10 protein-coding genes and 1 pseudogene are annotated in these 18048 nt (G+C 61.9%); 5 read left to right on the plus strand and 6 right to left on the minus strand.

Going from position 1 to position 18048, the window contains the following annotated elements; translation table 11 throughout:
• Positions 1 to 117: 117 nt before the first annotated feature.
• From accC to MRY17_RS02950, 5 genes and pseudogenes are all read right to left on the minus strand, one after another.
• Positions 118 to 1479 (minus strand): acetyl-CoA carboxylase biotin carboxylase subunit, encoded by a 1362-nt coding sequence (gene accC, locus MRY17_RS02930; protein ID WP_181284678.1) that lies wholly within the window; start codon positions 1477 to 1479, stop codon positions 118 to 120.
• A gap of 17 nt (positions 1480 to 1496) precedes the next feature.
• Complete coding sequence (accB, locus tag MRY17_RS02935) at positions 1497 to 1955, minus strand: acetyl-CoA carboxylase biotin carboxyl carrier protein (RefSeq protein ID WP_181284677.1); 459 nt, start codon at positions 1953 to 1955, stop codon at positions 1497 to 1499.
• Positions 1956 to 1979: 24 nt separating this feature from the next.
• Positions 1980 to 2435, minus strand: coding sequence for a type II 3-dehydroquinate dehydratase (gene aroQ / locus MRY17_RS02940; RefSeq protein ID WP_065951442.1), 456 nt, complete (start codon positions 2433 to 2435; stop codon positions 1980 to 1982).
• 231 nt (positions 2436 to 2666) lie between these two features.
• A pseudogene (locus MRY17_RS26550) lies at positions 2667 to 3182 on the minus strand (methyl-accepting chemotaxis protein); the annotation flags it as partial.
• Positions 3183 to 4681: 1499 nt separating this feature from the next.
• Positions 4682 to 6352: a response regulator gene (locus MRY17_RS02950; RefSeq protein WP_181284675.1), complete on the minus strand. Its 1671-nt coding sequence runs from the start codon at positions 6350 to 6352 to the stop codon at positions 4682 to 4684.
• A gap of 298 nt (positions 6353 to 6650) precedes the next feature.
• On the opposite strand from MRY17_RS02950, the gene MRY17_RS02955 reads away from it, so the two are divergent.
• From MRY17_RS02955 to speA, 4 genes are all read left to right on the plus strand, one after another.
• Positions 6651 to 7718 (plus strand): DUF2333 family protein, encoded by a 1068-nt coding sequence (locus tag MRY17_RS02955; RefSeq protein WP_065883460.1) that lies wholly within the window; start codon positions 6651 to 6653, stop codon positions 7716 to 7718.
• Positions 7719 to 7720: 2 nt separating this feature from the next.
• Positions 7721 to 8257 (plus strand): NUDIX hydrolase, encoded by a 537-nt coding sequence (locus MRY17_RS02960; protein WP_181284673.1) that lies wholly within the window; start codon positions 7721 to 7723, stop codon positions 8255 to 8257.
• A gap of 88 nt (positions 8258 to 8345) precedes the next feature.
• Positions 8346 to 8717 (plus strand): translation initiation factor Sui1, encoded by a 372-nt coding sequence (locus MRY17_RS02965; RefSeq protein ID WP_057724111.1) that lies wholly within the window; start codon positions 8346 to 8348, stop codon positions 8715 to 8717.
• Positions 8718 to 8859: 142 nt separating this feature from the next.
• Positions 8860 to 10773 (plus strand): arginine decarboxylase, encoded by a 1914-nt coding sequence (speA, locus tag MRY17_RS02970; RefSeq protein ID WP_065883466.1) that lies wholly within the window; start codon positions 8860 to 8862, stop codon positions 10771 to 10773.
• Between the two features lie 109 nt (positions 10774 to 10882).
• Here the strand turns inward: speA and MRY17_RS02975 are convergent, their stop codons facing one another.
• Positions 10883 to 12226 carry an MATE family efflux transporter gene (locus MRY17_RS02975; protein ID WP_243353272.1) on the minus strand — a complete coding sequence of 448 codons (1344 nt, stop codon included), beginning with the start codon at positions 12224 to 12226 and terminating at the stop codon, positions 10883 to 10885.
• A gap of 794 nt (positions 12227 to 13020) precedes the next feature.
• On the opposite strand from MRY17_RS02975, the gene MRY17_RS02980 reads away from it, so the two are divergent.
• Positions 13021 to 17919 (plus strand): alpha-2-macroglobulin family protein, encoded by a 4899-nt coding sequence (locus tag MRY17_RS02980; RefSeq protein WP_243353273.1) that lies wholly within the window; start codon positions 13021 to 13023, stop codon positions 17917 to 17919.
• Positions 17920 to 18048: the final 129 nt, after the last annotated feature.

The following is an 18048-nucleotide window of genomic DNA, read 5'->3' on the forward strand; positions in this document are numbered from 1 at the left end:
AACTGATCCACCGCTATCGGGGGCAAGCCCCCTCCCACATTTGGACTGTGGACATCTTCAGAATAAACGGTGCACAAACAACAAAGCCGCCCTAAGGCGGCTTTGTTGGTGGAGCGCTTACTGGTTGGCCAGCTTGTGTTCCAGGTAGTGAATGTTCACACCACCTTCGCAGAAGCCTTCATCGCGAACCAGGTCCCGGTGCAGCGGGATGTTGGTCTTGATGCCGTCGACCACGATTTCGTCCAGGGCGTTGCGCATACGGGCCATGGCCTCGTCGCGGGTGGCGCCCCAGGTGATCAGCTTGCCGATCAGCGAGTCGTAGTTGGACGGTACCTTGTAGCCGCTGTACAGGTGCGAATCCACACGTACGCCGTTGCCGCCGGGCGCATGGAAATGCTTGACCAGGCCGGGGCTTGGGATAAAGGTCTTCGGGTCTTCGGCGTTGATGCGGCACTCCAGGGAGTGGCCGTGCATCTTCACGTCGTCCTGGGTAAAGGACAGCACGTTGCCGGCGGCGATGCTGAGCATCTCCTTGACGATGTCGATACCGGTGACCATCTCCGACACCGGGTGCTCTACCTGCACGCGAGTGTTCATCTCGATGAAGTAGAAGCGGCCGTTCTCGTAGAGGAACTCGAAGGTCCCGGCGCCACGGTAGTTGATGTCGATGCAGGCCTTGACGCAACGCGCCAGGACTTCCTGGCGGGCTGTCTCGTCCAGGCCCGGTGCCGGGGCTTCTTCCAATACCTTCTGGTGACGACGTTGCAGCGAGCAATCGCGGTCGCCCAGATGAATGGCATGGCCCTGGCCGTCGGACAGTACCTGCACTTCCACGTGACGTGGGTTGGTCAGGTACTTCTCCAGGTAGACCATCGGGTTGCCGAACCAGGCGCCCGCTTCGGAGCGGGTCTGCTTGGCGGCTTCGATCAGGTCTTCTTCCTTGTGCACCACGCGCATGCCGCGACCACCACCGCCACCGGCGGCCTTGATGATCACCGGGTAACCGACTTCGCGACCAATGCGCAGCGCGGTTTCCTCGTCTTCCGGCAGCGGGCCGTCGGAGCCTGGAACGGTTGGCACGCCGGCCGCGATCATGGCGTCCTTGGCCGAGACCTTGTCGCCCATCAGGCGAATGGTTTCGGCTTTCGGGCCGATGAAGGCGAACCCGGATTTCTCCACCTGTTCGGCGAAGTCGGCGTTTTCCGCGAGGAAGCCGTAGCCCGGGTGGATGCCATCAGCGCCGGTCACTTCAGCGGCAGCGATGATGTTCGAGACTTTCAGGTACGAGTTCGCAGCCAGTGGCGGGCCGATGCAGATGCTTTCGTCCGCCAGTTTCACGTGCATCAATTCGGTATCGGCCGTCGAGTAAACAGCGACGGTCTTGATGCCCTCTTCCTTACAGGCGCGCAGGATACGCAGCGCGATCTCGCCGCGGTTGGCGATCAGGACTTTTTGCAGTTTCTTCGCAGGTTTCAACATCGAAGGCACTCCGCGGTTCAAACGATGGTGAACAGCGGCTGGTCGTACTCAACCGGCTGACCGTTTTCTACCAGGATGGATTCAATGACGCCGGCTTTTTCAGCAGTGATGTGGTTCATCATTTTCATCGCTTCAACGATGCAGATGGTGTCGCCCACTTTCACCGTCTTGCCCACTTCAACGAAGGCCGGCGAGGTCGGTGCCGGGGTGCGGTAGAAAGTACCGACCATTGGCGACTTGACCACGAAGCCATTCAGCGCAGGAGCGGCTGGGGCGGCAGGTGCAGCGGCGGCAGGCGCGGCAGCCGGAGCAGCGGCTGGCGCCGGTGCTTGCATCTGTGGCGCGTAGAACTGTTGGGCCGGGGTCTTGCTGTGACGGCTGATCCGTACGGACTCTTCGCCTTCCTTGATTTCCAGCTCGTCGATACCGGATTCTTCCAGCAGTTCGATCAGTTTCTTAACTTTACGGATATCCATGAATCATCAACTCCCAAGGGTCGGTCAGGGGCGTTTAGCCTGTTCTTCAACGTGTTCCAGGGCGGCCTCCAGGGCCAGTCGGTAACCGCTGGCGCCAAGGCCGCAGATCACTCCTACCGCTACGTCGGAGAAGTACGAGTGATGGCGGAAAGCTTCGCGTTTGTGCACGTTCGATAAATGCACTTCGATGAATGGGATGCTCACCGCCAGCAGCGCGTCACGTAATGCAACGCTTGTATGCGTGAAAGCGGCGGGATTGATCAGAATAAAGTCCACACCTTCGCCGCGCGCGGCGTGGATGCGATCAATCAATTCATACTCGGCATTGCTTTGCAGGTAGAGCAGATGGTGGCCGGCAACACGGGCCCTCTGTTCCAGATCGAGGTTGATCTGATCCAGGGTCACTGCCCCGTAGACGCCCGGTTCACGGGTGCCGAGCAGGTTCAGGTTGGGTCCGTGAAGAACCAGTAAGGTCGCCATCGGCTGTTCCTTGTTATTGATTGGGGTACCGCAGAACCCGGCGACTATGCCGCAAAGCCTTTGTGACTGTCCAGTTCTATGCAGTAGCCAGCACGATTAACGAGGATAGCGCGAAATTTGTGACTGTGACGTGGGATCCAGTCATTGGTAACACACTCATGAGATCGCGGGAGATCCAATGTGGGAGGGGGCAAGCCCCCTCCCACATTTCGATCTTCACTGGATGGGAGATCAGACGCGGAACGCTTGAACCGCCGTATTGAGCTGCCCACCCAGCACCAGCAGGTGTTCGCCCTGGCTGCGCCCCTGGCCGATACGCAGCAGGTTATCCTCGCCCAGCTGATGAATTCGTTCGCTGTTATCGCGAATCTCACTCACGGCCCCGCTCTGCTGCGCAGTCACATCGGCAATCCGTACCGCAGTCTCGGAAATGGTCTGGATCGCCCCGACGATTTCGTCCAGCGCGCCGTCGGCGGCCTGGGCTTGCTCGGCGGTGGCTTCGGCGTGTTCGACCTGCGCACGCATGCCTTGCACCGATTGGTGGGCGGCGGCTTGCAGGCTGCTGATCAAACCCTGGATTTCGGCGGTGGCGCCGGCTGTGCGTTGGGCCAGGGTGCGCACTTCATCGGCGACCACGGCAAAACCCCGGCCGGCCTCTCCAGCGCGAGCAGCCTCGATGGCCGCATTGAGCGCCAGCAGGTTGGTCTGGTCTGCGATCGAGCGGATCACCGTGAGTACGCCGCCGATGGTGGCGGATTCTTCAGCCAGTTTCTCGATCATCTGTGCGTTTTGCTGCACTTCACCCACCAGGGCGTGCAACCCGGTCAGGCTCAGGCCGATCACCCGCTGGCCCTGTTCAACGGCTGTGCCTGCACTGCGGCTGGCGCCGGCGGCCTGGCTGGCATCGCCCGCCACTTGCTGGATGGTCGCTTCCAGTTCGCCCAGGGAATCACGGATCTGCGCGGTATCCCCGGCCTGGCGTTCGGCGCCGTCGTGCAGGCCGCTGCTCAGTTCGGCAAGGGCGCGGCTGGTGCCGGCAACTTCTTCGGCATTGCCGCGAATCGTGCCGACAAGGTCCACCAGATAAGCGCGCAGGCGGTTAAGTGAGGCTTCAATATCGCGCAGTTCGCGGTTGGTCCTGCCCAAGGCGATCGGCCGGCTGAAGTTGCCTTCGGCCCAGGTGGACAGTGCCGGGACGAGGGCGGTCAGCACCCGCGCCAGGCGACGTTGCAGGGTGTCGATCAACAGGGCGATCAGCAGGATCAGGCCAATCATCAGCCCTTGTATCAGGCGCACTTCGCCCTGGATCTTCGCATGCTGCGCGCGCACCACCGGCTCCAGGCCGGCGATGGCTTGGCGCACGCCGGTGATCTTGGTGTGTGTGGCGGCGGCAAGGTCGGCGCGTTGCTGGATCTGTTCGCGGGTGCGCTTGAGTTCGGCGGGGTAGCGGGTCAACAGGCCGTTGAGTTCACGCTTGAGGTCGACGCCGGTGTCCTGGGCTTCGGTTTTTTCGGTGTTTTCCAGGCCCATCAAGGCGGAAAAGTCGTCAGTGCTGGATTCGCTGCTGGCCTTTACGCCGAGTAACGGCAGCTGCGCCAACAGGTCGGCCTGGGTACGAATGTTGGCGATTTCACGCTCGACATCATCCGCCAATTCGGCGCGACCGCTGCTCACCAGTTTGTCGCGGGCCAGGGACAGCTTGCCCAGGTGCTGCGAGGCGGCCAGCAGCGGCGGCAGGTAGCGTGCTGCGTCTGCGGAATTGACCGTGCCGGCGTACTGGCTCAGTTGCTCCAGGTTCGCCCCCAGTTCGCGTTCGGCTTGCAGCAGCAGCGCTTGCGGGTCGCCGGCCAGTTTACCGGCGGCGAGCAGGTCGGTTTTGCTGAAGGCGTCCAGATCCGTAACGCTGGGGCGCAGGTCCCGGGCCAGTTCGGGCGGCAGTTGATCGAGCTGCTGCAGCAGGCTTTCCAGGCTCTGGCCGGCACTGCTCAAGCGCAGGGCGTCGCCGCTGGCCAGATAGTCGTCGATATTGCGTGCGGCCTGGTTCTCGAAGGCCTGGGACAGCCCCAGATAGCGCTCCATCAACAGGTACGGGCGTTCCAGCGCTCGTTGCGACCACCACAGTGTCGCCCCAAGTGCCAGGCATACAGCAACCAGAAGAAGGGTGTTTAAATTGGTCAGCAGCTTCAGGCGCATGCGTGGTTTCAACCGACAGCAAAAGATAAGTGCCTGAAGTTATTGCGTTTCCATTACAAAGTTATGAACGAGTCAGTGAATTCCGGTGAAAAGATGGCACTTTGCTTTGATGGGCGAGCCGCCTGCACGCGATTGCGTCCGGCATGCTTGGCACGGTACAGCGCCTCGTCGGCCTGGGCGGCCATCATCAGGCTGTCGGAGTCGTCGCACAGCTCCACCAGCCCGGCGCTGAAGGTGCACCATAAATCCTGTGGCTGGGCCGGGTAGTGAATTTCCGCAAAGCGCCCACGAATGTCGTCCAGCACTTTGCAGGCCGATTCAAGGTCGGTGTCGGGCATCACGATGGCGAATTCTTCGCCGCCATAGCGGCCGATGTAGTCGGTCTTGCGCAGACGCTGTTTGAGAAACAGCGCCAGGCTCTTGATCACGCGGTCGCCCATGGGGTGACCGTGGCTGTCATTGACCCGCTTGAAGTGGTCGATATCGAGCATGGCAAAGCTCAGCGGCTTGTTTTCGCGGCGTGCGCGGAAGCTGCAGTCTTCGAGCAATTGCAGGATATGCGTGTGGTTGTACAGCCCGGTCAGGCTGTCGCGCACCATTCGCGCCTTCAAATTGCGCGCACGCGCCGCGCGGTTGCGCACGGTGGTGATCAGGTGGCGCGGCTTGATCGGCTTGGTCAGGAAGTCGTCACCGCCTTCGCTCATCGCATCGAGCTGTTTGTCCAGGTCGTCTTCGGCCGACAGGTAAATGATCGGCACGCTGACATAGCGGTCGTTGTGGCGGATCACCTTGGCCAACTCGGTGCCGGTGCAGGCGGGCATGTACATGTCGAGGATGATCAGGTCGGGCTGGAAGTCCGCCAGCTCGGCCATGGCCTGGATCGGCTCGATCAAGGTGCGGGTGACGATGCCGGCGCTGTTGAGCAGTCGCTCGGTGTGCAACGCCTGGGCTCGGGAGTCGTCAATGATCAGCACTTTATACGGCTCATATTGCGCGACGCAGGTCAGCACCTCGATCTTTTCCAGCAGGCTCGAGGCTTCCAGCGTGCCGGTGAGGAATTCTTCGCCGCCGGCACGCACGGCGGCCAGGCGTGTCGGCGTGTCGGTTTCATTCAGACTGAAAAACAGCAGCGGCAGCTTTTGCTCCAGGCCCTGCTGGGCTTCGGCGGCCAGTTTCAATCCCAGTCCGGTGCCGCAAAAATCCACGTCCATCACGATGGCCGACGGCAGGCGCTCGGCCATGGTGGCGCGAAACGCTGCGACGCTGTCCAGGGATTGGGCGCTCATGCCAAAGAATTCCAACTGCCTGGCCAGGCGTTCGGCACGGTCGTGGTCGGCCAGCATCACATAGATCGGCTTGCGCATCGGCGGCAGCAGGGTTTGCTCAAGCTGATCGCCCTGGCGCAACCCGGTGCGTGACAGACGCTGCATCAAGCGGTTGAGTTCGGTGATCAACTGGCTGCTGAGGCGACCGCGGTTGTCGTCCACGGCCCTGAGGGACTCACCAATGTGCTGGGCCAGTTGGCGGTGCTCGGGCTGTTCAAAACGCTCGGCAAAGCGCAGCAGGCGCAGATTGGCTTCGCTGAGTTCGGAGAAGTCGGCGTTCGACCATTCGCTTCGCTGCAGGCGCTGCCAGATCTCAAGAATTTGACGTGCCTGATGAATTACCCGCTGGGCAAAATGCTGCTTGAGACGCTCGCGGCTGGGGTCTTCTGACTCGGTCATATCCTGACTACTGTGAGGGTGCATGCTGAGGTCGACTGGTGGCGCTATGCTATCACCTCTTTTCTATTGTATGAGTGTCATACGTCAATTAAGTACGTGTCTGTCCTATTCATTTTTTGACCTGGTGGTCGCGCTGTGCAAAAGGCGTGCATCCTTTATAGTTCAACCTCCGGTATGTGCCAGTTTGCTTTAAAAGCGCCGCACCGGTGGGCACGATGGGGTAGGGTTGTGGTCGGAGTGTTTGACCGCACCCGGACAATTGATGTGCATGAACTCAAGTGATTGAAAGGATATCGCCATGCTGGACTGGAAAAACCGTGAAGGCAGTGCCAAAGGCCCCGCCCCTGAGCCCAAGTCGGCCAACCGCAGCTACGTTCGCAACCTGCTGATGAGCCGCGCCTTGCTCAGCGTGATCTGCCTGTACCTGCTGGTCACCGGTGGCCTGGGTTGGTATTGGAGTCAGGAGCCGGCGTTGTTCCCGGTCCAGCAAAACGCCCAGCTTGCCGCCGAGAAGGAAGGCAAGCAGATGGTGATCGGCTACACCACCGTCGAAACCCTGAAAAACGTGGTCGGCACATTGCTCAACAAGCCCGGTGGCTACATTTCCAATGACCGTTTCCCGCCAGGCCTGTGGATGGACAACATGCCGAGCTGGGAGTACGGCGTGCTGGTGCAGGTACGTGACCTGACCCGCGCCCTACGCAAGGATTTCGCCCGTTCCCAGTCGCAGTCGGCGGAAGACGCTGACCTGGCCAAGGCCGAGCCGCGTTTCAACTTTGACAACAAGAGCTGGGTGCTGCCGTCCAGCGAGTCGGAATACCAGGAAGGCATCAATTCCCTGAGCCGCTACGAAGCACGCCTGTCCGACCCGAATCAGAAGGGCGCGCTGTTTTACGCCCGTGCCGACAACCTGAATAACTGGCTGGGCGATGTCGCCACCCGTCTGGGTTCGCTGTCGCAGCGTCTGTCGGCCAGTGTGGGCCGCGTGAAGCTGAACACCGCGCTGAAAACCGAAGCACTGGCGCCGGGTGAAGTGCCGCAGGTCGATGAAGAAGTGGTGGAAACCCCATGGATGCAGATCGACAACGTGTTCTACGAAGCCCGTGGCCAGGCGTGGGCCTTGTCCCATCTGCTGCGCGCCATCGAAGTCGACTTTGCCGACGTATTGGCCAAGAAAAACGCCACGGTCAGCGTGCGCCAGATCATCCGTGAGCTGGAAGCCTCGCAGGAACCGGTGTGGAGCCCCATGATTCTCAACGGCAGTGGCTTCGGTGTACTGGCGAACCATTCGCTGGTGATGGCCAACTACATTTCCCGGGCCAACGCTGCAGTGATCGACTTGCGTCAGCTCCTCAACCAGGGTTGATGATGGACGCTACTCAAAAGGAGGCCGCCCACCGGGTAGCCTCCGATGCTGAACTGATCCAGTGGGTTGACGAACACGACAACCTGCTCGGCACCCTCGTAAGGGCCGACCTGCGCAACCGCGGGCTTATTGGTCGTTGCACCTTTATCTTCCTGTTCAATTCAAAAGGTGAGCTGTGTGTGCATCGGCGCACCTTGAGCAAAGCGCTGTATCCCGGTTTCTGGGACACGGCAGCGGGCGGGATGGTCGCGGCAGGGGAAACCTATGCCGAGTCGGCGGCCCGTGAGCTGGCGGAAGAGCTTGGCGTCAGCGGCGTGGAGTTGACCAAACATGACCATTTCTATTTCGAAGATGGCGACAGCAGGCTCTGGTGTACGTCCTACTCGGCAGTATGGGACGGCCCATTGTGCCTGCAGCCCGAAGAAGTCATGGAAGCGCGCTTCCTGCCGATCGAAACGGTCCTGAGCGAGGCGCAACAAAAGCCTTACTGCCCGGACGCTCAAGAGGGCCTGCGGCGCTATCTGGCGCTGCGTCGCTAAAGTTGCATGAAATGGCGCCATTTGGCCCTTAGCAACTTGGCTTTTTGCCGTTACACTGCGCCACTTTTCATCCTCTAGAGGATTGCCGGTGGCCAAGAAAGCCGCATCCTTCGCCGCCCTGGGTGGCCTGGTATTTTCCACCGATGCAGGTCGACACTGCCCGGACTGCCGTCAGCCCGTGGATTCGTGCACCTGCAAGCAAACCCTGATTCCCGAAGGCGACGGCATTGCCCGCGTACGCCGCGAGAGCAAAGGCCGTGGCGGCAAGACGGTGACCACCATCACCGGCGTGCCCCTGGCCGAAGAGGCGCTCAAGGAGCTTGCCACCACGCTGAAAAAGCGCTGTGGCACCGGTGGCGCGTTGAAAGACGGGGTCATCGAGATCCAGGGCGAGCATGTCGAACTGCTGTTGGCCGAGTTGATCAAGCTCGGTTACAAGGCCAAGAAGTCCGGCGGCTGAAAGCCTCTTCCCAACCTGTGGCTAAACTCTGTCCTGCAAGCGAGGTCTACCTCCCTTACAGGCAAATCGTCATTTTCATTCTTTAGACTGCGCCAGCCTCCGCTTGAGGTGGCGCCTTCGCCTTCATTTATAGGGGACTTCGATGTCCGTACGACGCACACGCAAAGACGATGGCAGCCAATGGACAGTTGCGGACAGCCGCAGTGTTTACGGGATTCGCCATTGGGGGGCCGGTTATTTCGCGATCAATGAAGCCGGTCGCGTAGAAGTCCGTCCGAACGGTCCGAACAGCACGCCCGTCGATCTTTACGAGCAAGTCGACGAGCTGCGCAAAAGTGGCCTGTCGTTGCCACTGCTGGTGCGCTTCCCCGATATCCTGCAAGACCGTGTACGCCAGCTCACCGGTGCCTTCGATTCGAACATCGAACGCCTGGAATACCAGAGCCAGTACACCGCGCTGTACCCGATCAAGGTGAACCAGCAGGAAGCGGTGATCGAGAACATCATCGCCACCCAGAACGTTTCCATCGGCCTGGAAGCCGGCTCCAAGCCCGAGCTGCTGGCCGTGCTGGCCCTGGCGCCGAAGGGCGGCACCATCGTGTGCAACGGTTACAAGGACCGTGAATTCATCCGCCTGGCGCTGATGGGCCAGAAGCTCGGTCACAACGTGTTTATCGTGATCGAGAAAGAATCCGAAGTTGAACTGGTGATCGAAGAGGCCGCCAGCCTCAAGGTCAAGCCGCAGGTGGGCCTGCGTGTGCGCCTGTCTTCCCTGGCCTCCAGCAAGTGGGCGGACACCGGTGGCGAGAAGTCCAAGTTCGGTTTGTCGGCGGCGCAGCTGCTGTCGGTGGTCGAGCGTTTCCGCGCAGCCGGCCTTGACCAGGGGATCCGCCTGCTGCACTTCCACATGGGCTCGCAGATCGCCAACCTGGCCGACTACCAGCACGGTTTCAAGGAAGCCATTCGTTACTATGGCGAACTGCGCAACCTCGGCCTGCCGGTCGACCACATCGACGTTGGCGGCGGCCTGGGCGTGGACTACGACGGTACCCACTCGCGCAACGCCAGCTCGATCAACTACGACATGGACGACTATGCCGGCGTGGTCGTGGGCATGCTCAAGGAATTCTGCGACGCGCAGAGCCTGCCGCATCCGCACATCTTCTCCGAAAGCGGCCGTTCCCTGACTGCCCACCACGCCATGCTGGTGGTGCAGGTGACCGACGTCGAGAAACACAACGACGAAATCCCGACCATCGAAAACAAGGAAAGCCTGCCGGAAACCGTGCAATGGCTGGTGGACCTGCTGGGCCCGACCGATATCGAGATGGTCACCGAAACCTACTGGCGCGCCACTCACTACATGAGCGACGTGGCCACCCAGTACGCCGACGGCAAGCTGACCCTGGCCGAGAAAGCCCTGGCCGAACAGTGCTACTTCGCGGTGTGCCGTCGCCTGCACAACTCGCTCAAGGCCCGCCAGCGCTCGCACCGCCAGGTGCTGGACGAACTCAACGACAAGCTGGCCGACAAGTACATCTGTAACTTCTCGGTGTTCCAGAGCCTGCCGGACACCTGGGCCATCGGCCAGGTACTGCCGATCCTGCCGCTGCATCGCCTCGACGAAGAGCCGCTGCGCCGCGCCGTGCTGCAAGACCTGACCTGCGACTCCGACGGCAAGATCAAGCAGTATGTCGACGAGCAGAGCATCGAGACCAGCCTGCCGGTCCATGCCTTGAACGAGGGCGAAGACTACCTGTTGGGCATCTTCCTGGTCGGCGCCTACCAGGAAATCCTCGGTGACATGCACAACCTGTTCGGCGACACCGACTCGGTGAACATCTACCAGCGTGAAGACGGCTCGGTGTACAGCGCCGGGATCGAGACTCACGACACCATCGAAGACATGCTGCGTTATGTGCACTTGTCGCCGGAAGAGTTGATGACGCATTACCGTGACAAGTGTGCGAGCGCGAAGATTAGTGCGTCGGAACGTACCCAGTTCCTGGACGCCTTGCGCCTGGGCCTGACCCGTTCTTCCTACCTGTCCTCGTAAAAAATGTGGGAGGGGGCTTGCCCCCGATAGCGGAGTGTCAGGCAACTGATTTGTTGCTGATGTACTGCTATCGGGGGCAAGCCCCCTCCCACATTTGGATTGCATTTCTTCAGTTTTTACCGAGCCACAGCTCTTGCCGATTCAGGCGCCAGGCAATTGCCCACAGGGTCAAACTGCGCACCGCCATGAACAGCAGGAAGGTGATCCACAAACCGTGGTTTCCCTGCCCCTGCAATGCCCAGGCAACCGGCAGTACCAGCAGCACCGTCAGCAACATCCCATTGCGCATCTCACGCGCCCGCGTGGCGCCGATAAACAGCCCGTCGAGCAAATAACTCCACACTGCAATCAATGGCAATACCGCAAGGTAGGGCAGGTAGCGGTCGGCGGTTTCGCGCACGCTTGGGATATCGGTCTGCATGGCGATAAACAGATGGCCGCCGAAGGTGAACAGCAACGCGAAGCCCAGGCTTGCGATCAATGACCAGCCGCAGGCCACCACCAGCGAGCGGCGCAATGCCTGGCGATCGTGCGCGCCGATGGCATGGCCGCACAGGGCTTCGACCGCATGGGCCAGACCGTCCAGCGCATGAGCGGTCAGCAGCAGGCCGTTGAGCAACAGCGCATTGGCTGCCACGGTCGCATCCCCCAGGCGCGCGCCCTGTACGGTGATCATGAAAAACACCGACTGCAACGCCAGGCTGCGGATAAAGATATCGCGGTTCACCGCCAGCAGCGGGCGCCAGCTTTGCCACAGCTTGAGCGCGGCCCAGGCGATGTGGCCGGGGTAGGCGCGCAAGGCTTTTTGGGTGAGTGCCAGGCCGAGCAGGGCGCCCGTCCATTCAGCGATCACCGAGGCGCGGGCCGAACCGACCACGCCCCAGTCCAGTCCGAGGACGAACCACAGATTAAGCGCGATGTTCACCAGGTTGGTGGTCAGCAGAATCGCCAACGGCGCGCGGGCGTTCTGGGTGCCGAGGAACCAGCCGACCAGCGCATAGCTGGCAAGGGCGGCGGGCAGGCCGAACAGGCGGGTGTGGAAGAATTCGCGGGTCAGTTGGTTCAGTTCGGCCGAGGGTTGCATCCACTCGAGCGCCAGATGGCTGAGCGGAATACCCACGGTGCCCAGCAACATCGCCAGCCCCAGCGCGAGCAGCAGGCCTTGCAACAGCACCTGGCGCAACGCCGCGCCGTCATTGCGCCCGGCAGCCTGGGCGGCAAAGCCGGTAGAACCCATGCGCAAGAAACCCATGGCCCAGGCGAGGAAGGTGTACAGGCTGGCGCCGACGGCCACGGCGCCCAGTTGGTGGGCGTGGGGCAGGTGGCCGATGACCATGCTGTCGACCAGGGCCACCAGCGGCACGGAGATATTCGACAGGATCATCGGCGCGGCCAGGGCCCAGACACGGCGATGGGTGGGGCGGTGGCGCCAGTCGGCGAGCAGGGCGGTCATGAAGGCTCCTTGGTGGAGCGGCATTGTAACCGTCCATTAACCCCACCGCAGATCCAATGTGGGAGGGGGCTTGCTCCAGATGACGGCCTCAGGGCCGACCAGAATTTTGTGTCGATCCCGGTCCAAATGTGGGAAGGGGCTTGCCCCCGATGGCGGCCTCAGGGCCGACCAGAATTTTGTGTCGATCCCGGTCCAAATGTGGGAGGGGGCTTGCCCCCGATGGCGGCCTCAGGGCCGGCCAGGATGCTGGTTGGACCGAGTACATATCCGTTTCTGCGGTAACGGCTACTTAGGGTTCCGCTTTTACAGCGGCTCACTTTTGAAAAGCGCAAAAGTAAGCAAAACGCTCTTGCCCCACCACTCGGCACCTCGCTTAGGCTCGGTGTGCCCGAACGCAGGCTTGAATCCGTGGGCCGCCGCAATGGGCCATCCATGGCCCAGTGCGGCTAACCCGGCGTCCTGCCGGGTTACCCACGGATTCAAACCTGCGTTCGGCCAGCGTGGTTTAACGGGGCGCCTAAGAGCAAGATCAAGATCAAGAGCGACCCGCTTCGCATCGTGGTTACGGTGAAGTTGGGTAGATGCGTCAGGCAACTGATTTGTTGCTGATGTACCGCTATCGGGGGCAAGCCCCTCCCACATTTTGATCTGCATTTTATGTGGGATTTGGTTTGGCCCGAATGACACCCCGAACCAACCCGCCCTCCGTCGGTCAATGTGATCGGCTGCGCAGCAGCCTGAGCGACGCTGATATATAGTTCACCTCCCCGGTTCCCTCTGACTACGAGTGCCCCATGCTTAACAAAGGATTGTTCCTGGCCTGCGCGCTGGCCCTGCTGAGCGCCTGCGATTCTTCCGATAAACCGTCCGCGCCCTCTGCCCCGGCGGCGAGCGTGGCGCCCAAGCCGGCCAAGGCGGCGGTGGATGTGGCGGCGTTGAAGCAGCGTTACGCCGGGCGTGAGTTAAGCGTGGTGGATGTGTCCGAGGTGCAGTTGGACGGGGCCAGCACCTTGTCGGTGAGTTTCTCCATTCCCCTGGACCCGGATCAGAAGTTCGCCGACACAGTCCATCTGGTCGACAGCAAGTCGGGCAAGGTCGACGGCGCCTGGGAACTCTCGGATAACCTGATGGAACTGCGCCTGCGCCACCTGGAGCCGCAGCGCAAGTTGGTGCTGACGGTGGACGCCGGGGTCAAGGCGCTCAACGCCAACACCCTCGCCGCCGAGTACACCGCCCGCCTTGAAACCCGCGACTTGCAAGCCACCGTCGGCTTCGCCAGCCGCGGTACGCTGTTGCCGACGCGCCTGGCTGAGGGCCTGCCGGTGATCGCGCTGAACGTCGACAAGATCGACGTCGAATTCTTCCGCATCAAGGCCGAGTCCCTGCCGGCGTTCCTGGCGCAATGGGGGCGCAATACCAGCCTGCAAAGTTACGAATCCCGTGAATTGCTGCCGATGGCCGACCTGGTCTACGGCGGGCGTTTCGACCTGAACCCGGCGCGCAATACCCGCGAAACCCTGTTGCTGCCGATCGCCGGCCTCAAGCAATTGCAGCAGCCCGGCGTGTACCTGGCGGTGATGCGTGCTTCGGGCACCTACAACTATTCGCAACCGGCCACCTTGTTTACCTTGAGTGATATCGGCCTGTCGGTGCACCGCTACGCCAATCGCCTGGATGTGTTTACCCAGGCGCTGGAAGGCGGCAAGGCGTTGAATGGCGTCGAACTGGAAATCCTCGATGCCGAAGGCCGTGTGCTCGGCCAGGGCAAGACCGAAGACGGTGGCCACGCCGAGTTGCCACTGCCGAAAAAAGCCCAGGTGTTGCTGGCCAAGCAGGGTGAACAGACCAGCTTGCTGCGCCTGGACAGCGCCGCGCTGGATCTGGCCGAATTCGATATCGGTGGCCAGCCGTCCCATCCGTTGCAATTTTTTGTGTTCGGCCCGCGTGACCTATATCGCCCCGGTGAAACCGTGCTGCTCAACGCCCTGCTGCGCGACAAGGATGGCAACGCCGTCAAGCCGCAACCGGTGAGCGTCGAAGTGCGGCGCCCCGATGAACAGGTCAGCCGCAAATTCGTGTGGGAAGCCGACGCCTCCGGTCTCTATCAATACACGCTGCAACTGGCCGGCGAAGCGCCGACCGGGCGCTGGCAGCTGGTATTCGACTTGGGCGACGGCAAGCCGCAGCTGTATGAATTCCTCGTCGAAGACTTCCTGCCCGAGCGCCTGGCGCTGGAACTCAAGGGCAGTGACACTGCGCTGAGCCCGGCGGATGACGCGGTCATCCAGGTCAATGGCCGTTATCTGTACGGCGCGCCGGCCTCGGGCAATCGAGTCAGCGGGCAGGTCTATGTGCGCCCGCTGCGCGAGGCGGTAAAAAACTTGCCGGGCTACCAGTTCGGCTCGGTCACCGAAGAAGAGCTGAGCCAGGACTTCGAACTGGACGAAAGCACGCTGGACGCCAAGGGTCAGGAAGCGTTGACCCTGGAAAGCAAATGGGCCGAGGCCAAGTCGCCCCTGCAATTGATCGTGCAGGCCAGTTTGCAGGAGTCGGGCGGGCGGCCGATCACTCGGCGTCTGGTACAACCGATCTGGCCGGCCGAGCAACTGCCGGGCCTGCGCGGTCTGTTCGACGGCACTGAAACCAACGGCGACGGCCCGGCGGAATTCGAAGTGCTGGTGGCCAACCAGGACGGCCAGAAACTCGCCGCGCAGAATCTCAAGGTGCGCCTGGTGCGCGAGCGCCGCGACTATTACTGGAACTACTCCGACAATGATGGCTGGAGCTATCACTACAACGAGAAATTCCTCAATCTCGACGAACAAACCTTGAACATCAAGGCCGGCGACACCGCCAAGGTCAGCTTCCAGGTTGAGTGGGGGCCGTACCGCGTCGAGGTCGAAGACCCGCAGACCGGCTTGATCAGCAGCCTGCGCTTCTGGGCGGGCTACCAGGCCCAGGACAACACCGAAGGCGGCGCCGTGCGTCCCGATCAGGTCAAGCTGGCGTTGGATAAACCCGCCTATGGCGATGGCGACACCGCCAACGTCACCGTCACGCCGCCAGCGGCCGGTAAGGGTTATCTGCTGGTGGAGTCCGCCGAGGGCCCGCTGTGGTGGCAGGAAATCGACGTGCCGGCCGAAGGCAAAAGCTTTGCCGTCAAGCTCGACCCGAAATGGTCGCGGCATGATTTGTACGTGAGCGCGCTGGTGATCCGTCCCGGCGAGCGCAAAGCCAATATCACGCCTAAGCGCGCGGTGGGTCTGCTGCATCTGCCATTGGACCGTACCCAGCGCAAGCTCGGCCTGACGCTGACGGCACCGGAAAAAATGCGCCCCAAGCAGCCGCTGACGGTGAAGATCGCCGCCAAAAACGCTGATGGCAGCGTGCCCAAACAGGTGCATGTGCTGGTGGCCGCGGTGGACGTGGGCATTCTCAATATCACCGAATACCCCACACCCGATCCTTACTCCAGCCTGTTCGGCCGCAAGGCCTACGGCGTGGACCAGTTCGACATCTACGGCCAGTTGATCGAAGCCGGGCAGGGCCGTCTGGCCAGCCTGGCGTTCGGGGGCGATGCGGCGCTGGCCAAGGGCGGCAAGCGCCCCGACACCAGCGTGACCATCGTCGCCCTGCAAAGCGCGCCGGTCACGCTGAACGAGCAGGGCGAGGGCGAAGTCAGCGTCAATATTCCGGACTTCAACGGCGAGTTGCGACTGATGGCCCAGGCCTGGAGCGATGACCGTTATGGCATGGCCGAGGGCAAGACAGTCATCGCCGCCCCGCTGATTGCCGAGCTGTCGGCACCGCGCTTCCTGGCCGGTGGTGACGAGACGACGCTGGCGCTGGACCTGTCCAACCTGTCGGGCAAGGCGCAGAAGCTTCAGGTGCAACTGAGCGCCGAAGGGCAGTTGGAGCTGGTCAACGGCGGCGTACAAAACCTCGAATTGAAACAAGGCCAGCGCACCACGCTGCGCATCCCGGTGAAAGCCTGGGGCGGCCTGGGCAACGGCAAGGTCAAAGTGACGGTAAACGGCTTGGATCTACCCGGTGAAAACCTGCCGCCGTTCAGCCGTGAATGGACCCTGGGCGTGCGCCCTGCGTACCCCGCGTTGCTCAAGCATTACCGCGCCGTGCTCAAGGACCAGCCGTGGAGCTTGCCGTCGGGCACGCTGGAGCAGTTCGACAGCTCGGGCCGCGAGGCGTTGTTGAGCCTGTCCAGCCGGCCGCCGTTGAACCTCGGCGCGCAGATCAGTGCGCTCAAGGCGTACCCCTATGGCTGCCTGGAGCAAACCGCCAGCGGCCTGTACCCTTCGCTCTATGCCGACGACGCGTTGCTTAAACGCCTGAGCATCAAAGGCGAGCCGGATGCCGAGCGCAAACGCAAGATCGAGCTGGGCATCGAACGCCTGCTGGGCATGCAGCGCTACAACGGCAGCTTCGGTTTGTGGGGCGCCGACGGTGAGGAAGAATACTGGCTGACCGCCTATGTCACCGACTTCCTGCTGCGCGCCCGCGACCAGGGCTTTGCGGTACCGGCCGAAGCGCTGAAGAAAGCCAGTGAGCGTCTGCTGCGCTATGTGCAGGAGCGCAACCTGATCGAAGTCGACTACAGCGACAACGCCGAACACACCCGTTTTGCCGTGCAGGCCTACGCCGGCATGGTCCTGGCGCGCAGTCAGCAGGCGCCGCTGGGGGCCTTGCGCAGCATCTTCGAGCGACGCAGCGATGCGCGTTCCGGCTTGCCCCTGGTGCAGTTGGCCATCGCCCTGCAGAAAATGGGCGACCAGCCGCGTGCGGACCAGGCGCTGCTCGCCGGTCTGGCCGCGCAGCGCAGCGCCAAGGAATGGCTGGCCGACTACGGCAGCCCATTGCGCGACCAGGCGATGATCCTGGCGTTGCTGGAAGAAAACGACCTGGCCAAGGGCAAGCGCGAAGAACGCTTGTTCACGCTCTCGGACCAGTTGGCGGCCAGTCCGTACCTGTCGACCCAGGAGCGCAATTCGCTGTTCCTCGCCGGGCGACTTGGCCTCGCCCAGCCAGAGGCGAACTGGCAGGTGTCGCTGACCGGCAGTGGCGGTGTGCGTGAACTGAACAACCAGCAATCAACACTGCAACTGGATGACAAGCTGCTGAGCAGCGACTTGAGCCTGAGCAATCAGGGGGAAACGCCGGTGTACCAGCAGATGACGATTTCCGGTTATCCACAAGTGCCACCGGCAGCGGGCGGTGAGAACCTGAGCATACGTCGCGAATACCTGGGCATGAATGGCCAGCCGTTGAACCTGCATAGCCTCAACAGTGGCGACCTGGTGCTGGTGCACCTGGCGGTCAGCGCCAAGCAACGCGTGCCGGATGCCCTGGTGGTCGACCTGCTGCCCGCCGGCCTGGAGCTGGAAAACCAGAACCTGGCGCAAAGCGCGGCCAGTCTGGAGAACGCCAGCAGCCAGGTGAAGGAGTGGCGTGAATCGATGCAGAACGCGTCGCTCAAACATCAGGAATTTCGTGATGATCGCTACGTGGCGGCGATGAACCTGGACGGTTACGGCGGCACCACGCACTTGCTGTACCTGGCACGCGCCGTGACACCGGGCACCTACCGCGTGCCGCCGCCGCAGGTGGAGTCGATGTATCGGCCGAACTGGCAAGCGGTGGGCGAAACCCCGGCGGATATGGTGATCAAGGGCCGCTGATCGCTGGAGTAGAAAGGGAGATCAATGTGGGAGGGGGCTTGCCTCCGATGGCAGTGTGTCAGTCACCCGATACATTGACTGAACAACCGCTATCGGGGGCAAGCCCCCTCCCACAGGGATGTGCGGTGT

Origin of the sequence: Pseudomonas orientalis (assembly GCF_022807995.1) — a bacterium.
Taxonomy (GTDB): domain Bacteria; phylum Pseudomonadota; class Gammaproteobacteria; order Pseudomonadales; family Pseudomonadaceae; genus Aquipseudomonas; species Aquipseudomonas orientalis_B.